We start from the raw sequence: 15,740 nt of genomic DNA on the forward strand, positions 1-15,740 counted from the left end.
ATCATTCCCCCGCCGCTCACGCCGGCCGTCCGGCTGGCAGGGAAATCGTGAACCGGGCCCCCGTCACCCGTGGCTCACCGCTCTCGGGATCCTTTTCCATGCGGTTCTCGGCGCTGATCGTACCCTTGTGCGCCTCGATGATCTGGCGCGAAATCGAGAGGCCAAGACCGGAATTGTTGCCGAAATCCTCGCCATCGGGCCGGTCGGTGTAGAAGCGCTCGAAGATGCGCTCGATCTTCTCGGCCCGGATGCCGGGACCGTCATCGTCAACCGTGACGAGGATACGCCCCGCCTTGCGGCTCGCACCGATCCGGACATTCCCCCCCTCGGGGGAAAACGAGCGGGCATTGTCGATCAGGTTGTTGATCACCTGCGCCAGGCGGCTGTCATAGCCCATCATCTCATAAGGGTTTTCGGGCTTCTTCTCGCCCGGTTTGTCCGGCTTCACATCCGCAATGGCCAGGATCACCCGAGGCATGTCGTCGCTGGCCCGCTGGTTGCTCATGTCGGCCACACCGCGCAGGAGTTTTGCCACATCCAGAACCTCGGCGTTGCCGCGCGACAGTTCCGCATCGAGGCGCGAGGCATCGGAAATATCGGTGATCAGTCGATCCAGCCGCCGCACATCATGCTGGATCACCTCCAGCAACCGGGCTCTCGACGTATCGGACTTGGCCAGCGGCAAGGTCTCCACGGCGCTGCGCAGGGACGTCAGCGGGTTTTTCAGCTCATGCGCAACGTCAGCGGCAAAGCGCTCGATGGCATCCATACGATTGTAGAGCGCATTGGTCATGTCGCGGAAGGCCCGCGCCAGATGGCCGATCTCATCCTGGCGGTCAGAGAAGTCCGGAATTTCCTGGCGCGAGTTCGAGCCCTTGCGCACCCGCTCCGCTGCTGCTGCCAGCCGGCGCACCGGACCGGCAATCGTACCGGCCAGAAGCACGGACATGATGAACATCACGCCCGCTGCCACCAGAAACACTCGCATGATGGCGATGCGCTCGGCACTGACAATGGCGTCGATGTCGCCGCCCTGTGTGGACAGCAGCAGCGTTCCCAGCACAGCGCGAAAACGCTGGATCGGCACTGCCACCGATACAATCAGTTCGCCGCGTTGCGACACGCGCACGACACTGGCCGGCGACCCGGCAAGGGCGGCCTCGACCTCCGGATAGACCCGGCCATCACCGCCACCGGCCTCAAGATACAGCGGCAGATCGCCCTGGCGCAGCCAGAGCTTGGTCGACTGCCAGACCCGGTCGAGCATACCGATCTCCTCGCCCTCGGGCGGCGGCAGATCGAAGCGCAGGATCTGGGGACCGGAATAGAGATGGCGCGAATCCAGGATCAGCATGCCGTCCGGATCATAGATCCGGGCACGGGTCTTGGTCGGCGAGATCAGCCGCCGCAGCACAGGCCCAACCCGCTCCGGATTGACCGGAAAATCCAGCGATGTCAGAGAGTTGGAGTCTGGCCCCAAGGTCTCGCCAGCCTGAAGCTGCAGCAGCTTTTCCGGGTCGACGCTGATGGCGCCGGTGTCCACCGTGGCAGAGGCGGCAATTGCGCTGGCGATGATTTCGCCCTGGGTCAGCAGGCTCTGCACCCGGGCATCAATCAGCCCGGCGCGGAACTGGTTCAGATACAAAATGCCGGATACCAGCGCGATCAGCCCGGCCAGATTGAGCACGACGATGCGCTTGGTCAGCGAGGAGAAGACATAGGTGCCGAGGAAGGCGCCAATGCGCAGGCGGGCCCGTCGGCGTAGGCGCGGATTGCCAAGCCGTCGCAAGGGTGCAGCACCCCGATCGCCGGCCGCTTCGGCCGGGCGCAAGGCCATGTCGTCCTTGTCCGCTTCACTAACCATCGCAATCCGCTGCTGCGGCCCTGCTGGCGTCTACATCGCCGGCGCGGCGCAGGCTCCCTGCCACCCGCGCGCCGAACTCAGGTCTCGCGAAAGCGATAACCGACGCCATAGAGCGTTTCGATCATGTCGAAATCATCGTCGACCATCTTGAATTTCTTGCGCAGTCGCTTGATGTGGCTGTCGATCGTCCGGTCGTCAACATAGACCTGATCGTCATAGGCCGCGTCCATGAGGGCATTGCGGCTCTTGACCACACCCGGGCGCTGCGCCAGGGCCGAGAGGATCAGGAACTCCGTCACCGTCAGCGTCACCGGCTTGCCGTTCCAGGTGCAGGTATGGCGCTCCTGGTCCATCAGCAGCAGGCCCCGCTCCAGCAGCTTGTCGGCATCCTCGCGCGGAGACGAGGCATCGCGCGGCGAAACGCGGCGCAGGACAGCGCGGACACGCTCTACCAGCAGGCGCTGCGAGAACGGCTTCCGGATAAAATCATCCGCGCCCATCTTGAGCCCGAACAACTCGTCGATCTCGTCGTCCTTGGAGGTGAGGAAGATCACCGGCATGTCGGACGTCTGGCGCAGACGGCGCAGCAGCTCCATGCCATCCATGCGGGGCATCTTGATGTCGAAGATGGCCAGCGTCGGGGGATCAGTCAGCAGGCCGTCCAGCGCCGATGCGCCGTCCGTGTAGGTCTGGACCCGGTAGCCTTCGGATTCCAGAGCAATCGACACCGAAGTCAGAATGTTGCGGTCGTCATCGACCAAGGCAATCGTCGGCATGATGCGGGTCTTCGTCCTCTGATCCGTCAAGGTGTTATCTCACTTTCAGCGTTTGGCCCCGCAATTGCGCATAAAATAAGGCATTGGCTCACCAGCACCAAACCTTAAAGCGTCAATTAAGGCAGAACAGCAGAACGACTTTCATTAATCGGCAAAGCTGTGACCTGCGTCACGCGCTGCCTCCGCGATTGACCTGTGCACCCTCAGTCAACGGAATAAGACAAGACAAAAGCAGCAGCGCCACAGTTTTGCTTAAATTCGAACAGTGAAATAAATCATGTTGGCAAGTCTTCGTCTTTTAATCGATTTAGTATGACGGTTCTCCAAAAGGGTCACTTGTTGCAGAAATCCCAATCAACTAGGGTCCGACTGCCGCGGGACTTGGGAGGCAGCGTAAAGGTAAATGCCCGTCCCCCCGCCGCTCCACTTCAGGTTCTTCGACAGGGATTGCGCGACCATGAAAGAGACGGGTGTCAGAAATCCGGCCTTTGGCCTTGAAACCATTGGGCTGACGGATCTGTCTGCGATCTACTGGAACCAGAACGAGCCTGCGCTGTATGAGCAGGCGCTCACCCGAGGCGAGGCTTGCCTGTCCGCAGGCGGCGCTCTGGTTGCTGACACCGGCCAGCACACCGGCCGCTCACCGAAGGACAAGTTCGTGGTGGCTGACGAGCACACCACCGGCCAGGTCTGGTGGGACAACAACGCCCGCATGAGCCGCGAGCATTTCGACGTACTGCTGGCCGATTTCATCGCGCATGCCAAGGGCCGGGATCTGTTCGCGCAGGATCTCTATGGGGGCGCCGATGAGGCGTATCGCCTGCCGGTTCGCGTCTACACCCAGTACGCCTGGCACTCGCTGTTCATCCGCAACCTGCTGATCCGTCCGAAGGCCGAGGACCTGTCGACGTTCCAGCCGAAGATGACCATCATCGATCTGCCGAGTTTCAAGGCCGATCCGGCGCGCCACGGCTGCCGTGGTGAAACCGTCATCGCCTGCGACCTGACGCGCATGATCGTGCTGATCGGCGGTACGTCCTATGCCGGCGAAATGAAGAAGTCGGTCTTCACTTTCCTCAACTACCTGCTGCCGCCGCAGGGCGTGATGCCGATGCATTGCTCGGCCAACGTCGGCAAGGATGGTGACACCGCCGTCTTCTTCGGCCTGTCGGGCACCGGCAAGACCACGTTGTCCGCGGATCCGGAGCGCACCCTGATCGGCGACGACGAGCATGGCTGGGGCAAGGGCGGCGTCTTCAACTTCGAAGGCGGCTGCTACGCCAAGACCATCAAGTTGTCGAAGGAAGCAGAACCGGAGATCTACTCCACCACCCAGCGTTTCGGCACCGTGCTTGAAAACGTGGTGCTGGACGACAAGCGCGTTCCCGATTTCGATGACGGCCGCAAGACCGAGAACACCCGCGCGGCTTACCCGATCCACTTCATCTCGAACGCATCCGCCACCGGCATTGCGCCGCAGCCGAAGACGATCATCATGCTGACGGCCGATGCCTTCGGCGTCATGCCCCCGATCGCCAAGCTGACCCCGGCGCAGGCCATGTACCACTTCCTCTCCGGCTACACCGCCAAGGTCGCCGGTACGGAAAAGGGCGTGACCGAGCCGCAGGCGACCTTCTCCACCTGCTTCGGCGCGCCGTTCATTCCGCGCCACCCGACGGAATACGGCAACCTGCTGCGCGACCTCATCGCCGAGCACAATGTCGACTGCTGGCTGGTCAACACCGGCTGGACGGGCGGCGCCTATGGCACTGGCAGCCGCATGCCGATCAAGGCCACCCGCACGCTCCTGCGCGCCGCACTTGATGGCTCCCTGAAGGGCGCGACCTTCCGCACTGACGCCAACTTCGGCTTCGCCGTGCCGGAAGCCGTTCCGGGCGTCGACAGCGCCATCCTGGATCCGCGCTCGACCTGGGCTGACGGTGCCGCCTATGACGCGCAGGCCAAGAAGCTGGTCCAGATGTTCATCGACAACTTCGCCAAGTTTGAGGAAGCCGTGGACGGTGCCGTCCGCGACGCGGCTCCTGTGGTCCGGGAAGCCGCCGAATAAACGGGCAGCTTGACTTCAGGACCGTCTGTCCGCCGGCAGACGGCTCACCGCAGCGTCCCAGGGCAACCTGGGGCGCTGTTTTCGTTTGAGCACCGCTGCGACAGTTCCGCGGCTGATGACAGCCGTGACCCTTTCCGCCATCTGAACCGCCCTATATGCTCAATGGAACGGAGAATACTATCGCCGTCAGGGAGGCAGTGCATGCAACCGGGGACGCAATCGGGGTCCGCTCCGCACCACCTCGACGTTCTGGCCGTGGCTGAACGCTGGGTGCAGTCGGGGCGCAAGGCGGCCATTGCGACTGTTGTCGAGACCTGGGGCTCTGCTCCCCGTCCGGTCGGCTCTCACCTCGTCATCGATTCTGAAGGCAATTTCGAAGGATCGGTGTCCGGCGGTTGTGTCGAAGGGTCCGTCGTGAGCGAGGCGCTGGATGTGATCGCCAGTGGCCGTGCAACGATGCTCGAGTTCGGTGTGGCGGATGAAACCGCCTGGCGCGTCGGCCTGTCCTGTGGCGGCCGGATCCGCGTCTATGTGGAGCCCGTGACCGATGCGGCTTGATCTCCTTTCGGCCCTGAATGAGGCCAGGGCCCAGCGTCAGGCGGCGATCCTTGTGACTGATCTGCAAGACGGCAGCCAGCGCCTTGTCCAGGCCGCCACCCTGTCCGCTGACGACCCTCTGTATCCTGAGCTGGAGAAGCGCTTTCGCAGCGGTGCGTCTGGTCAGGTCGAGGCGCCGGACGGCCGCGCCGCATTTCTGACGGTTTCGGTTCCCTCGCCACGGCTCGTGATCATCGGCGCTGTCCATATCTCGCAGGCGCTGCTGCCAATGGCCGAGATCGCGGGCTTTGACGTGACGGTCATTGATCCGAGAACGGCCTTTGCCAGCGAGGAGCGCTTTCCTCCCCGCGTGCTGCGGGCCGAGTGGCCGGACGAGGTGCTCGCCCGAACGCCGCTGGACGCCTACACCGCGCTCGCGGCCGTGACGCATGACCCCAAGATCGATGACATGCCCTTGATCGCGGCGCTGCGGGCGGGATGCTTCTATGTCGGCGCGCTCGGCAGCCGCAAGACGCACGGCAAGCGGGCAGAGCGATTGATGACCGCCGGACTGACAGAGGCGGACGTCGCCCGCATCAAGGCGCCGATCGGCCTCAGCATCGGCGCTGCCTCCCCGGCCGAGATTGCGGTTGCCGTGCTGGCGGAAATCATCGCCGCCCTGCGCCAGACAACGGTAGCCCGGTCTGACAGCCCGGTGATCCTCTGATGCGCTTTGGTCCGGTTCCCCTCGCCGAGGCCGCTGGTGCATTTCTTGCGCATAGCCAGCGTATAGGCGAACGCGTGCTGAAAAAGGGTCACACCCTGACATCCGACGATGTCACAAGGCTGGCCGAGGCCGGCCTCACATCCCTTGTCGTGGCCCGGCTTGAGCCTGGCGACATCCCGGAAGATAGCGCGGCCCAGCAGCTCGCAAGTGCCGTCGCCGGGCAGGCCATTGTCACCGACGCGCCGTTCACGGGGCGGGTCAATCTCTATGCCGAGGCCAATGGCGTGTTGCAGCTCGACGTGGCTGCGATCCATCGCTTCAACCGGATCGATCCGGCGATCACTCTTGCCACCTTGCCGGACCTGACCGCCGTTGAAGCTGGACGGATGGTTGCCACGGTCAAGATCATTCCCTTTGCTGTACCGGGCCAGTCCGTCGCCGTCGCAGAAGCGGCGGCCCGCGCGGCGGTGCGCATCGCTCCCTATCGGCCGCGCCCGGTCGGTCTGGTCGCAACGCAGCTGCCGCAGCTCAAGACCGTGACCATGGACAAGACCCGCCGCGTCCTTGAGCAGCGCCTGTCGCCATCCGGAAGCCTGCTGCTCCCCGAAATCAGGACAGAGCATGCCGCCCACGCTGTCGCAGCGGCTTTGCAGGAGCAACTAGGGCAAGGCGCCGGTCTGATGATTCTTTTCGGCGCATCGGCGGTCGTGGACCGGGCGGATGTGCTTCCCGAAGCCATCCGGCTTGCCGGCGGGACGGTTCACCACTTTGGCATGCCGGTTGACCCCGGCAATCTGCTGCTGCTGGGCGACGTTGCCGGCGTGCCGGTCATCGGCGCACCGGGCTGCGCCCGCAGCCCAAAGGAGAATGGCTTTGACTGGGTGCTGCAGCGCCTGCTTGCCGACATCCCCGTTACTGTCGACGAAATCACCGCGTTTGGCGTTGGAGGCCTGCTGATGGAAATCACCTCCCGGCCGCACCTGCGCGAGCCGGTCCCCCCTCGCCCGAACCGGCGCTATGGCGCGCTGGTCCTGGCTGCCGGACGTTCGAGCCGGATGGAAGGGGGCAACAAGCTCCTGGCCCGTCTGGAGGGCCGCAGCCTCGTCGCCCATGCGCTCGATGCGGCCTGCAACAGCAGCGTCTGCGATGTTGTTCTGGTCACGGGGCATATGGGAGACAGTGTCGCACGGGAAGCCGAAGGTCATTCGGCGCGAATTGTCCACAATCCGGATTTTGCCTCTGGCATGGCAAGTTCCATCCGGGCGGGACTGCAGGCGCTGCCGGGCGATCTGGATGGTGTCATCGTCCTTCTGGGCGACATGCCCGGCGTCACGGCTGCAATGGTGGACAAACTGATTGCGGCGCATGATCGGGACAAGCGGCATCTCATCATTGTCGCCACGGCAGAGGGCAAGCGCGGCAATCCTGTGCTGTTCGACACGGTTTTCCTCGAAGAGCTGAAAGCACTAGAAGGCGACATCGGCGCAAGGCACCTGATCGCCCGAGAGGCCGAGATCGTGGCCGAAGTGGAACTCGGCGGGGCCGCCCGGCTCGACCTCGACACAAGGGAAGCACTTGCGGCCGCCGGGGGAGAACTAAACATCAGTTAACCTTTGGCAAAGCCATGTGATTTCTGAGCAGCTCTTATGCCGTCAAAAGAGTTGCGTTGCAGCAATCAGGTGCTTATGTATGCACCACTCGCGTTGCCACGCGGCAGGCCGGGCTCGCCCGCGCCTCGCGTTCCAGCAACCAGGATTTCATAGACAGGTGCGCTCGCAAGGCCGTCCCGGAACCCCCGGGCCAACGGCCGGCTTTTTGCGCTTTCCAGTCGAGATATGACATGAGGATGACCATGGATCTGAGCTTGCCCCGTCCGGGCCGCTGCAAATGGGCAGAAGGCGATACCGGCAATTACACGTTCCCGTGCAACCAGCGCGTCGATGCAGGTGTGTCTTACTGCACCGATCACCGTGCCCTGGTCTACATGCCGCCGGAAGAGCGTCGCCGCTCCAAGCCGGCCAACAGCTCGGCAAGCTTCAAGCGAATCGCCGCCTAACAAAAACATAAGCGGCGCACGTGGCCCCATCGCGTGCAAAGAAGCCCGGAGCGAAAGCCCGGGCTTCTTTGTGTTTATGGGCATGTCTGCGCCAGCAAAAGCAAAGGGCAGGTACCTCGCGGTCCTGCCCTTCACTCATATCAGCATGCAGCGTTCTTGCGATCAGGCTGCCTTGAGCGCTGCCTGGATTTCGCGAAGCTGGCTCAACAGCATTTCTGCCTTCTGCCGGCTTGCGTCATCACGTGCATCGGCGACGTCTTCTTCAGCGTCCTTGACATGCTGCGCAAGCACGTCGGCCTTCAGTTCGGTAACCGGCACGGCCATCTCGGCAAGCACGGTAAGACCGTTGCCGTTGACGTCGGCAAAGCCGCCGCGCACGAAAAACTCGACAACCTGGCCGCCGTCCTTGCGAACCTTCAAGAGGCCCGGACGGACGGTGGACATGAACGGGCTGTGATCCTTGAGGACGCCGAACTCGCCTTCGCTGCCCGGCACGGTAACCTCAAGCACTTTCTCCGACACGAGAAGGCGCTCGGGCGAGACAAGCTCGAACTGGAATGGCTGTGCCATCTGGCAAGTCCTTTACTGGTCGACTGGCTGGCAATCGGATCGTGAAACGAGGCGCGACTGGCGCGCCCCGGTTGAGCGGCCGCCGGGTTACCGGCGGCCTGTTGCATCACGCGGCTTCGGCAGCCAGGCGCTGAGCCTTTTCGATCGCTTCCTGGATGTTGCCGACCATGTAGAAGGCAGCTTCCGGCAGGTGATCGTATTCGCCGCTGACGAGGCCCTTGAAGCCCTTGATCGTGTCTTCGAGCGCGACGAGCTTACCCGGCGAGCCGGTGAAGACTTCGGCGACGAAGAACGGCTGGGACAGGAAGCGCTCGATCTTGCGGGCGCGGGCCACGGTGAGCTTGTCCTCTTCGGACAGTTCGTCCATGCCCAGGATCGCGATGATGTCCTGCAGGGCCTTGTAGCGCTGCAGGGTCTGCTGAACCTGACGGGCCACGTTGTAGTGCTCGTCGCCGATGATACGGGCGTCAAGCATGCGCGAGGTGGAGTCCAGCGGATCCACGGCTGGGTAGATGCCCTTTTCGGCGATCGAACGGTTCAGAACCGTCGTTGCGTCGAGGTGGGCGAAGGTCGAAGCCGGCGCCGGGTCGGTCAAGTCGTCGGCGGGCACGTAAACGGCCTGCACCGAGGTGATCGAACCCTTGGTGGTGGTGGTGATGCGTTCCTGCATCGTGCCCATGTCGGTCGCCAGCGTCGGCTGGTAACCCACGGCCGACGGAATACGGCCGAGCAGCGCCGACACTTCCGAACCCGCCTGGGTGAAGCGGAAGATGTTGTCGACGAAGAACAGCACGTCCTGGCCCTGGTCGCGGAAGTGCTCTGCGACGGTCAGACCGGTCAGCGCAACGCGGGCGCGCGCACCGGGGGGCTCGTTCATCTGGCCGTAAACAAGCGCAGCCTTGGAGCCTTCGCCGCCGCCTTCCTTGTTCACGCCGGATTCGATCATTTCCCAGTAAAGGTCGTTACCTTCACGAGTACGCTCGCCAACGCCGGCGAACACGGAATAACCGCCGTGCGCCTTTGCGACGTTGTTGATCAGTTCCATGATCAGAACGGTCTTGCCCACGCCGGCGCCGCCGAACAGGCCGATCTTGCCGCCCTTGGCGTACGGAGCCAGAAGGTCAACGACCTTGATGCCAGTGACCAGGATCTCGGCTTCGGTCGACTGCTCGACGAAAGACGGAGCTTCCTGGTGGATGCCGCGCTTGGTGTCGTGAACGATCGGACCGGCTTCATCCACCGGCTCACCGATCACGTTCATGATGCGGCCAAGGGTGCCAGCGCCGACCGGCACGGAAATCGATCCGCCGGTGTCGGTCACCTTCTGACCGCGAACCAGACCTTCGGTCGAGTCCATGGCGATGGTGCGCACGGTGTTTTCGCCAAGATGCTGGGCAACTTCGAGCACCAGACGGGCGCCCTGGTTCTCAGTTTCCAGGCTGTTCAGAATCTGCGGCAGGTGGCCGTCGAACTTGACGTCGACCACGGCGCCGATGACCTGGGTAATCTGTCCGACTTTTGTGTCAGCCATCCCTAAATCCTCGATCCGGTCAGAGCGCCTCTGCGCCCGAGATGATTTCAATCAGTTCCTTGGTGATCTGAGCCTGACGCTGACGGTTGTACTTCAGGGTCAGTTTCTTGATCATGTCACCGGCGTTGCGGGTCGCGTTGTCCATGGCGGACATGCGGGCGCCCTGCTCCGACGCGGCGTTCTCAAGGAGCGCGCGGAAGATCTGCACCGCAATATTGCGGGGCAGAATATCGGTCAGAATTTCGGCCTCGTCCGGTTCGTACTCATAGACCTGCGCGGCGTCAGAGGACACCTTGCCTTCCGGCAGCTTGGCCGGAATGATCTGCAGAGCCGTCGGCACCTGGCTGATGACCGACTTGAACTCGGCATACATCAGGGTGCAGACGTCGAACTCGCCCTTGTCATACATGGACAGGACCAGGTCGGCGATTTCAGCGGCATTGGCATAGCCAATCGACTTCACGCCGCGCAGTTCGATCGTGCGCAGCACGAGCTTGCCGAACTCACGCTTGATCGCGTCATAGCCCTTCTTGCCGACGCAGAGGATTTTCACCTCTTTGCCCTGGGCAATCAGGCTGCGGGCGCGCTCGCGCGCCAGCTTTGCAATCGACGAATTGAAGCCACCGCACAGGCCGCGCTCGGCCGTGGCAACGATCAGGAGATGTACCTGATCGTGCCCCGTGCCGGACATCAGCTTCGGCGCATCGTCGCGGCCTTCGAAGGCGACGGCGATATTGGCCAGCACCTGGTCCATGCGTTCCGCATAGGGCCGGGCAGCCTCCGCAGCTTCCTGGGCGCGACGCAGCTTCGCCGCGGCCACCATTTTCATGGCCTTGGTGATCTTCTGCGTCGCCTTGACCGAGGCGATGCGGTTTCGTAGGTCCTTCAGGCTCGGCATGGCCGCCCCCGCTCCTTCTCAGACAGCGTTCCGGGATTAAGAGAAGCTCTTGGCGAAAGCATCGATCGCCGCGCGCAGGCGGGCGGTCAGCTCGTCGTCGAGAGCCTTCTTCTGCCAGATCGCGTCGAGAAGGTCCTTGTGCTCACCACGCAGGGAAAGCAGCAGACCAGCCTCGAAGTCGCGAACGCGATCGACGGCGATCTTGTCCAGGTAACCATTCACGCCGGCGTAAATCACCGCAACCTGCTCCTCGGTCTTGAGGGGCGAGAACTGCGGCTGCTTCAGCAGCTCGACGAGACGGGCACCGCGGTTCAGCAGACGCTGGGTGGTGGCGTCGAGATCCGAGCCGAACTGGGCAAAGGCCGCCATTTCGCGGTACTGCGCCAGCTCGCCCTTGATCGGGCCTGCAACCTGCTTCATCGCCTTGATCTGAGCCGAAGAGCCCACGCGGGACACCGACAGGCCGACGTTAACCGCCGGACGGACGCCCTGGTAGAACAGGTCGGTTTCAAGGAAGATCTGACCGTCGGTGATCGAGATCACGTTGGTGGGAATGTAGGCCGACACGTCGTTCGCCTGGGTCTCGATGACCGGGAGAGCGGTCAGCGAACCGTTGCCATTGGCATCGTTCAGCTTGGCCGCGCGCTCCAGCAGACGCGAGTGCAGGTAGAACACGTCGCCCGGGAAAGCTTCACGTCCGGGCGGACGGCGCAGAAGCAGGGACATCTGGCGGTAAGCCACGGCCTGCTTGGACAGATCGTCATAGCCGATCACGGCATGCATGCCGTTGTCGCGGAAGAACTCGCCCATGGCGCAGCCGGCGAACGGAGCCAGGAACTGCAGCGGAGCTGCGTCCGAAGCGGTCGCGGCGACGACGATGGAGTACGGCAGGGCACCTGCGTCTTCCAGGGTCTTCACGAACTGGGCAACGGTGGAGCGCTTCTGGCCGACCGCAACGTAGATGCAGTACAGCTTGTTGCTCTCGTCGTCACCGGCGTGCAGGGACTTCTGGTTCAGGAAGGTGTCGAGCAGAATGGCGGTCTTGCCAGTCTGACGATCACCGATCACCAGTTCGCGCTGGCCACGACCGACCGGGATCAGGGCGTCAATCGCCTTGAGGCCGGTGGACATCGGCTCGTGCACGGACTTGCGCGGCAGAATGCCAGGCGCCTTGACGTCCACGCGGCGACGCTCGGTCGCCTCGATCGGGCCCTTGCCGTCCAGCGGGTTGCCCAGCGGATCGACAACGCGGCCGAGCAGGCCCTTGCCGACCGGGACTTCCACGATGGCGCCGGTGCGCTTGACGGTGTCGCCTTCCTTGATTTCGCGGTCGGAACCGAAAATCACGATACCGACGTTGTCGGTTTCGAGGTTCAGCGCCATGCCACGCACGCCGCCCGGGAACTCGACCATTTCACCGGCCTGGACATTGTCCAGGCCGTAGACGCGGGCGATACCGTCACCGACGGACAGCACCTGACCAACCTCAGTCACCTCGGCATCCTGGCCGAAGCTCTTGATTTGGTCCTTGAGGATAGCGGAAATTTCCGCGGCCCGAATATCCATCAGCCGACCTCTTTCATTGCGAACTTAAGAGAATTGAGCTTGGTGCGCAGCGACGTATCGACCATACGGCTGCCCACCTTGACGACAAGGCCGCCAATGAGAGCAGGGTCGACGCGCGCGGCGATGTTGATCTTCTTGCCCGTGGAGGCAGAAAGACCCTCCTTGAGCGCCGCGACATGAGCATCCGACAGCGGAGCTGCGGAGACGACCTCGGCCGTTGCCTCGCCACGCTTTTCAGCGAGCAGGGCGCGGAAGGCCTTGATCATGTCGGGAAGAACGAAAAGACGGCGGTTCTTGGCTGCAAGCTTGACGAAGTTGGCGGCCAGACCGGTGATGCCTGCCTTGGTCAGCAGGGCGTCAAGCGCCGCCTGCTGTTCGTCGGCAGTAAACACCGGGCTGCGCACAAGACGGACGAGATCCGCGCTTTCGGCCAGCATGGAGTCGAAAGCTGCGAGGTCACGCTCGACCTCACTGGTCGCGCCACCGTCTTCGGCAAGTTCGAGCAGGGCTGCGGCATACCGCTTTGCCACGCCGGAAACGAGAGTTGTGTTGTCAGTCACCTGATCCGAGCTCTCTGACACAATTCCAAGGCGCCGCACCAGACTATCCGTCACAATGCCTTGAAATTTATTGGGTTTTCAGGGTCAATTGGATTGACGGCAGAACCGCGCCCCCAGAAGCCGCGCCTCGAATAACACAGGCCGATGTGGTGTGCAACTTCACAAGGGCGGACAATGGCCGCAATTGCGAAGGATTCTTGCCGCAGCCGTTCGCCCCTGTCACAAACGCTGTCACAGAAACTGCTGCGGATCGATGTCGATCTGCAGTTTCAGTCCCCCGCGTGCCGGCGGCGCAAGGCGCATCCAGTGCCTCAGATAGGCTTGCAGGTCGGTCTGGCGCGGCGCCATGGCCAGAAGCCGGAACCTGTAGCGCCCGCGCACCATCGCCAGCGCCGCTTCGGCTGGCCCGAGAATTGTCACTGACCGATCCGGGGGCGCAACACGGGAGACCGCGCGGGCGAAGGCTTCTGTCGCCGGCTTGTCCGGGCCGGAGATCACCAGCGCCGCAAGTCTGCCGAACGGGGGAAGCCCGGCCACCCGGCGCGCTTCAATCTCGGCGCGGTAGAATGCTTCCCGGTCACCTGACAGGAGCGCGCGCAGCACGGGGTGCTCCGGCGAGTAGCTTTGCAGGATCCCACGCCCGCCGCCCGTCACACGGCCAGCCCGGCCCGTCACCTGGGCGAGCAGCTGGAACGTTCGTTCGGCTGCGCGTGGATCTCCGTGGGCAAGCCCAAGATCTGCATCCACGACACCGACAAGCTTCATCAGCGGAAAGTTGTGACCCTTGGCGACAAGCTGAGTGCCGATGACGATATCTGCGCCTCCCTCCTCGACAATCTTCATTTCGCGTCGCAGCCGCGCCGGTCCCCCCAGCAGGTCGGAGGAGAGGACCAGCACGCGGGCGTCCGGAAACAGTCCCTCCACCTCCTCGGCGACGCGCTCCACGCCGGGCCCGCAGGCGACGAGGGCATCCTGGGTGCCGCAGGCCGGGCAGGCACGCGGAATGGCTTCGTTGTGGCCACAGTGGTGGCAAACCAGCTTGCCCTTCATCCGGTGCTCGACCAGCCAGGCGCTGCACTGGCTGCACTGTAAGCGGTGGCCACAGGAGCGGCAGAGCGTCAGCGGGGCATAGCCACGCCGGTTGAGAAACAGCAGTGACTGGCCCTTGTCGGCGAAAGTCTCGCGCATGGCCGTAATCAGGCCCGGCGCGATCCAGCGGCCGCGTTCCGGCCCCTCGATGCGCATGTCGATGACGGACAATTCCGGCAGGCTCGCGCCGCTGGCGCGCTCGGGCAGGATATGGCGTTGATAGCGGCCAACATCCGCATTGACCCGGCTTTCCACGGACGGTGTCGCCGAGGCAAGGACCACCGGGAAGCGGGCCAGATGGCCACGCACTACCGCCATGTCGCGGGCATTATAGGACACCCGATCATCCTGCTTGAAGGCCGTGTCGTGCTCTTCGTCGACGACGATGAGCCCCAGATCGGCGAAGGGCAGGAAGAGGGCCGAGCGCGCACCGACAACAACCGGCACCTCGCCGCTCGCCACCCCGCGCCAGACCCGGGCGCGCTTCTTTGGCGTGATCTCCGAATGCCATTCGGCCGGCGCGACGCCGAACCGCGTTTCAAAGCGGCGCAGGAACTGTTCCGTCAGGCCGATTTCCGGCACGAGGATCACAGCCTGGCGGCCGCGCCGGACGGCTTCGGCGACGGCTTCGAAATAGACCTCGGTCTTTCCCGAGCCGGTCACCCCGTCAATGAGCGAAACAACGCCGCCCTTGGCGAAGCTCGCCACCAGCGCCTTGGCCACTTCATCCTGCATCGGCGTCAGGTTCGGCGGGTTGAATTCGGGCTCCGGCATCGGTGGCAACGGGGTTGCCGTCATGAAGACGGGTTCAAACACCCCTTGCGCGGTCAGGCCATCGATGACGGAGGAACTGACGCCGGCGGTGGCGGCAAGGCCGGCGCGGGTCCAGGCAAAGCCCTCGCTGGCGGTTTCGATCACCCGCGCCCGGGCCGGGGTCATGCGATCAGGCTGGCGGTCCAGCACCAGACGCAGGCCCGGCACAGGTGCTTCCGGCTCCAGCGCGTCTTCGGAGCGCAGCACCATGCGCAGCACCATCCCGGGCGAGGCCAGCGTCCAGGTGGCAACCCAGTCGATGAAACGCCGCAACTCGTCCGTCAGCGGCGGACAGTCATAGACATGGCTGATCTGTTTCAGCTTGGCGGGATTGATGGCCGCATCCGCCGGTGTGTCCCAGACCGCGCCGACGACCTCACGCGGACCCAGCGGCACCCGCACAATGGACCCCGGCACGACGGTCTGGCCCGCTGGCACCCGGTAGGTGTAGGGCTCGGGCACGGCGACAGGCACCAGCACGCTGGCAATCGTCTCACGCGTTTCGGGCAGGTCGTCGAACAGCACGCCGCAATCGTCTCCGGTAGTTTGTGTCCAGCTTAACTGGTCCGTTTTCAGCCGGGGACCGGCTCAGGTCAAACCGGTATTCTCGCGAATGTCAGGTCCAGGGCTGCAAACGGTCCTGAACACCCCTTTGCCTCGGCCCGGCGGTCAAGATCATGCCGAG

Annotated in this window: 13 protein-coding genes; 5 read left to right on the forward strand and 8 right to left on the reverse strand. The window is 63.6% G+C overall.

Translation table 11 applies throughout. From position 1 onward, the window contains the following. Nucleotides 1-16: 16 nt before the first annotated feature. Both C8348_RS07355 and C8348_RS07360 read right to left on the reverse strand, forming a co-directional pair. Nucleotides 17-1,864, reverse strand: coding sequence for a sensor histidine kinase (locus C8348_RS07355; RefSeq protein ID WP_106752654.1), 1,848 nt, complete (start codon nucleotides 1,862-1,864; stop codon nucleotides 17-19). A 77-nt stretch (nucleotides 1,865-1,941) separates the two neighbouring features. After that, nucleotides 1,942-2,640, reverse strand: coding sequence for a response regulator transcription factor (locus C8348_RS07360; protein ID WP_106752861.1), 699 nt, complete (start codon nucleotides 2,638-2,640; stop codon nucleotides 1,942-1,944). 457 nt (nucleotides 2,641-3,097) lie between these two features. On the opposite strand from C8348_RS07360, the gene C8348_RS07365 reads away from it, so the two are divergent. From C8348_RS07365 to C8348_RS07385, 5 genes are all read left to right on the forward strand, one after another. Continuing rightward, nucleotides 3,098-4,708: a phosphoenolpyruvate carboxykinase gene (locus tag C8348_RS07365; RefSeq protein WP_106752655.1), complete on the forward strand. Its 1,611-nt coding sequence runs from the start codon at nucleotides 3,098-3,100 to the stop codon at nucleotides 4,706-4,708. 201 nt (nucleotides 4,709-4,909) lie between these two features. After that, nucleotides 4,910-5,266 carry an XdhC family protein gene (locus C8348_RS07370; RefSeq protein ID WP_106752656.1) on the forward strand — a complete coding sequence of 119 codons (357 nt, stop codon included), beginning with the start codon at nucleotides 4,910-4,912 and terminating at the stop codon, nucleotides 5,264-5,266. Continuing rightward, nucleotides 5,256-5,972 carry an XdhC family protein gene (locus C8348_RS07375; protein ID WP_106752657.1) on the forward strand — a complete coding sequence of 239 codons (717 nt, stop codon included), beginning with the start codon at nucleotides 5,256-5,258 and terminating at the stop codon, nucleotides 5,970-5,972. The genes C8348_RS07370 and C8348_RS07375 overlap by 11 nt, the downstream gene beginning before the upstream one ends. Next, on the forward strand, nucleotides 5,972-7,582 hold the full coding sequence (locus tag C8348_RS07380) for an NTP transferase domain-containing protein (RefSeq protein ID WP_106752658.1): 1,611 nt from the start codon (nucleotides 5,972-5,974) through the stop codon (nucleotides 7,580-7,582). The genes C8348_RS07375 and C8348_RS07380 overlap by 1 nt, the downstream gene beginning before the upstream one ends. 242 nt (nucleotides 7,583-7,824) lie before the next feature. Next, nucleotides 7,825-8,028: a hypothetical protein gene (locus tag C8348_RS07385; RefSeq protein WP_106752862.1), complete on the forward strand. Its 204-nt coding sequence runs from the start codon at nucleotides 7,825-7,827 to the stop codon at nucleotides 8,026-8,028. Nucleotides 8,029-8,190: 162 nt separating this feature from the next. Here C8348_RS07385 and C8348_RS07390 read toward each other — a convergent pair whose 3' ends face one another. From C8348_RS07390 to C8348_RS07415, 6 genes are all read right to left on the reverse strand, one after another. Beyond that, complete coding sequence (locus tag C8348_RS07390; RefSeq protein WP_106752659.1) at nucleotides 8,191-8,598, reverse strand: F0F1 ATP synthase subunit epsilon; 408 nt, start codon at nucleotides 8,596-8,598, stop codon at nucleotides 8,191-8,193. A 106-nt stretch (nucleotides 8,599-8,704) separates the two neighbouring features. Further along, complete coding sequence (atpD, locus tag C8348_RS07395; protein ID WP_106752660.1) at nucleotides 8,705-10,129, reverse strand: F0F1 ATP synthase subunit beta; 1,425 nt, start codon at nucleotides 10,127-10,129, stop codon at nucleotides 8,705-8,707. Between the two features lie 19 nt (nucleotides 10,130-10,148). Continuing rightward, a complete protein-coding gene (locus tag C8348_RS07400; RefSeq protein WP_106752661.1) occupies nucleotides 10,149-11,027 on the reverse strand; it encodes a F0F1 ATP synthase subunit gamma in 879 nt (292 codons plus the stop codon). Nucleotides 11,028-11,063: 36 nt separating this feature from the next. Further along, a complete protein-coding gene (gene atpA, locus C8348_RS07405; protein ID WP_106752662.1) occupies nucleotides 11,064-12,593 on the reverse strand; it encodes a F0F1 ATP synthase subunit alpha in 1,530 nt (509 codons plus the stop codon). Continuing rightward, on the reverse strand, nucleotides 12,593-13,153 hold the full coding sequence (locus C8348_RS07410; RefSeq protein ID WP_106752863.1) for a F0F1 ATP synthase subunit delta: 561 nt from the start codon (nucleotides 13,151-13,153) through the stop codon (nucleotides 12,593-12,595). Before C8348_RS07410 ends, atpA begins: the two co-directional genes overlap by 1 nt. 231 nt (nucleotides 13,154-13,384) lie before the next feature. Beyond that, nucleotides 13,385-15,580, reverse strand: a complete 2,196-nt coding sequence (locus C8348_RS07415; RefSeq protein ID WP_106752663.1) for a primosomal protein N' — start codon at nucleotides 15,578-15,580, stop codon at nucleotides 13,385-13,387. Between the last annotated feature and the right edge of the window lie 160 nt (nucleotides 15,581-15,740).

Origin of the sequence: Pannonibacter carbonis, from assembly GCF_003012935.1 — a bacterium.
GTDB lineage: Bacteria > Pseudomonadota > Alphaproteobacteria > Rhizobiales > Stappiaceae > Pannonibacter > Pannonibacter carbonis.

What these genes read in the sequence shown, in the direction of transcription:
- C8348_RS07355 (WP_106752654.1), bottom strand. Translation starts at nt 1,864, where the DNA reads ATGGTTAGTGAAGCGGACAAGGACGACATGGCCTTGCGCCCGGCCGAA.
- C8348_RS07360 (WP_106752861.1), bottom strand. Translation starts at nt 2,640, where the DNA reads ATGCCGACGATTGCCTTGGTCGATGACGACCGCAACATTCTGACTTCG.
- C8348_RS07365 (WP_106752655.1), top strand. Translation starts at nt 3,098, where the DNA reads ATGAAAGAGACGGGTGTCAGAAATCCGGCCTTTGGCCTTGAAACCATT.
- C8348_RS07370 (WP_106752656.1), top strand. Translation starts at nt 4,910, where the DNA reads ATGCAACCGGGGACGCAATCGGGGTCCGCTCCGCACCACCTCGACGTT.
- C8348_RS07375 (WP_106752657.1), top strand. Translation starts at nt 5,256, where the DNA reads ATGCGGCTTGATCTCCTTTCGGCCCTGAATGAGGCCAGGGCCCAGCGT.
- C8348_RS07380 (WP_106752658.1), top strand. Translation starts at nt 5,972, where the DNA reads ATGCGCTTTGGTCCGGTTCCCCTCGCCGAGGCCGCTGGTGCATTTCTT.
- C8348_RS07385 (WP_106752862.1), top strand. Translation starts at nt 7,825, where the DNA reads ATGGATCTGAGCTTGCCCCGTCCGGGCCGCTGCAAATGGGCAGAAGGC.
- C8348_RS07390 (WP_106752659.1), bottom strand. Translation starts at nt 8,598, where the DNA reads ATGGCACAGCCATTCCAGTTCGAGCTTGTCTCGCCCGAGCGCCTTCTC.
- atpD (WP_106752660.1), bottom strand. Translation starts at nt 10,129, where the DNA reads ATGGCTGACACAAAAGTCGGACAGATTACCCAGGTCATCGGCGCCGTG.
- C8348_RS07400 (WP_106752661.1), bottom strand. Translation starts at nt 11,027, where the DNA reads ATGCCGAGCCTGAAGGACCTACGAAACCGCATCGCCTCGGTCAAGGCG.
- atpA (WP_106752662.1), bottom strand. Translation starts at nt 12,593, where the DNA reads ATGGATATTCGGGCCGCGGAAATTTCCGCTATCCTCAAGGACCAAATC.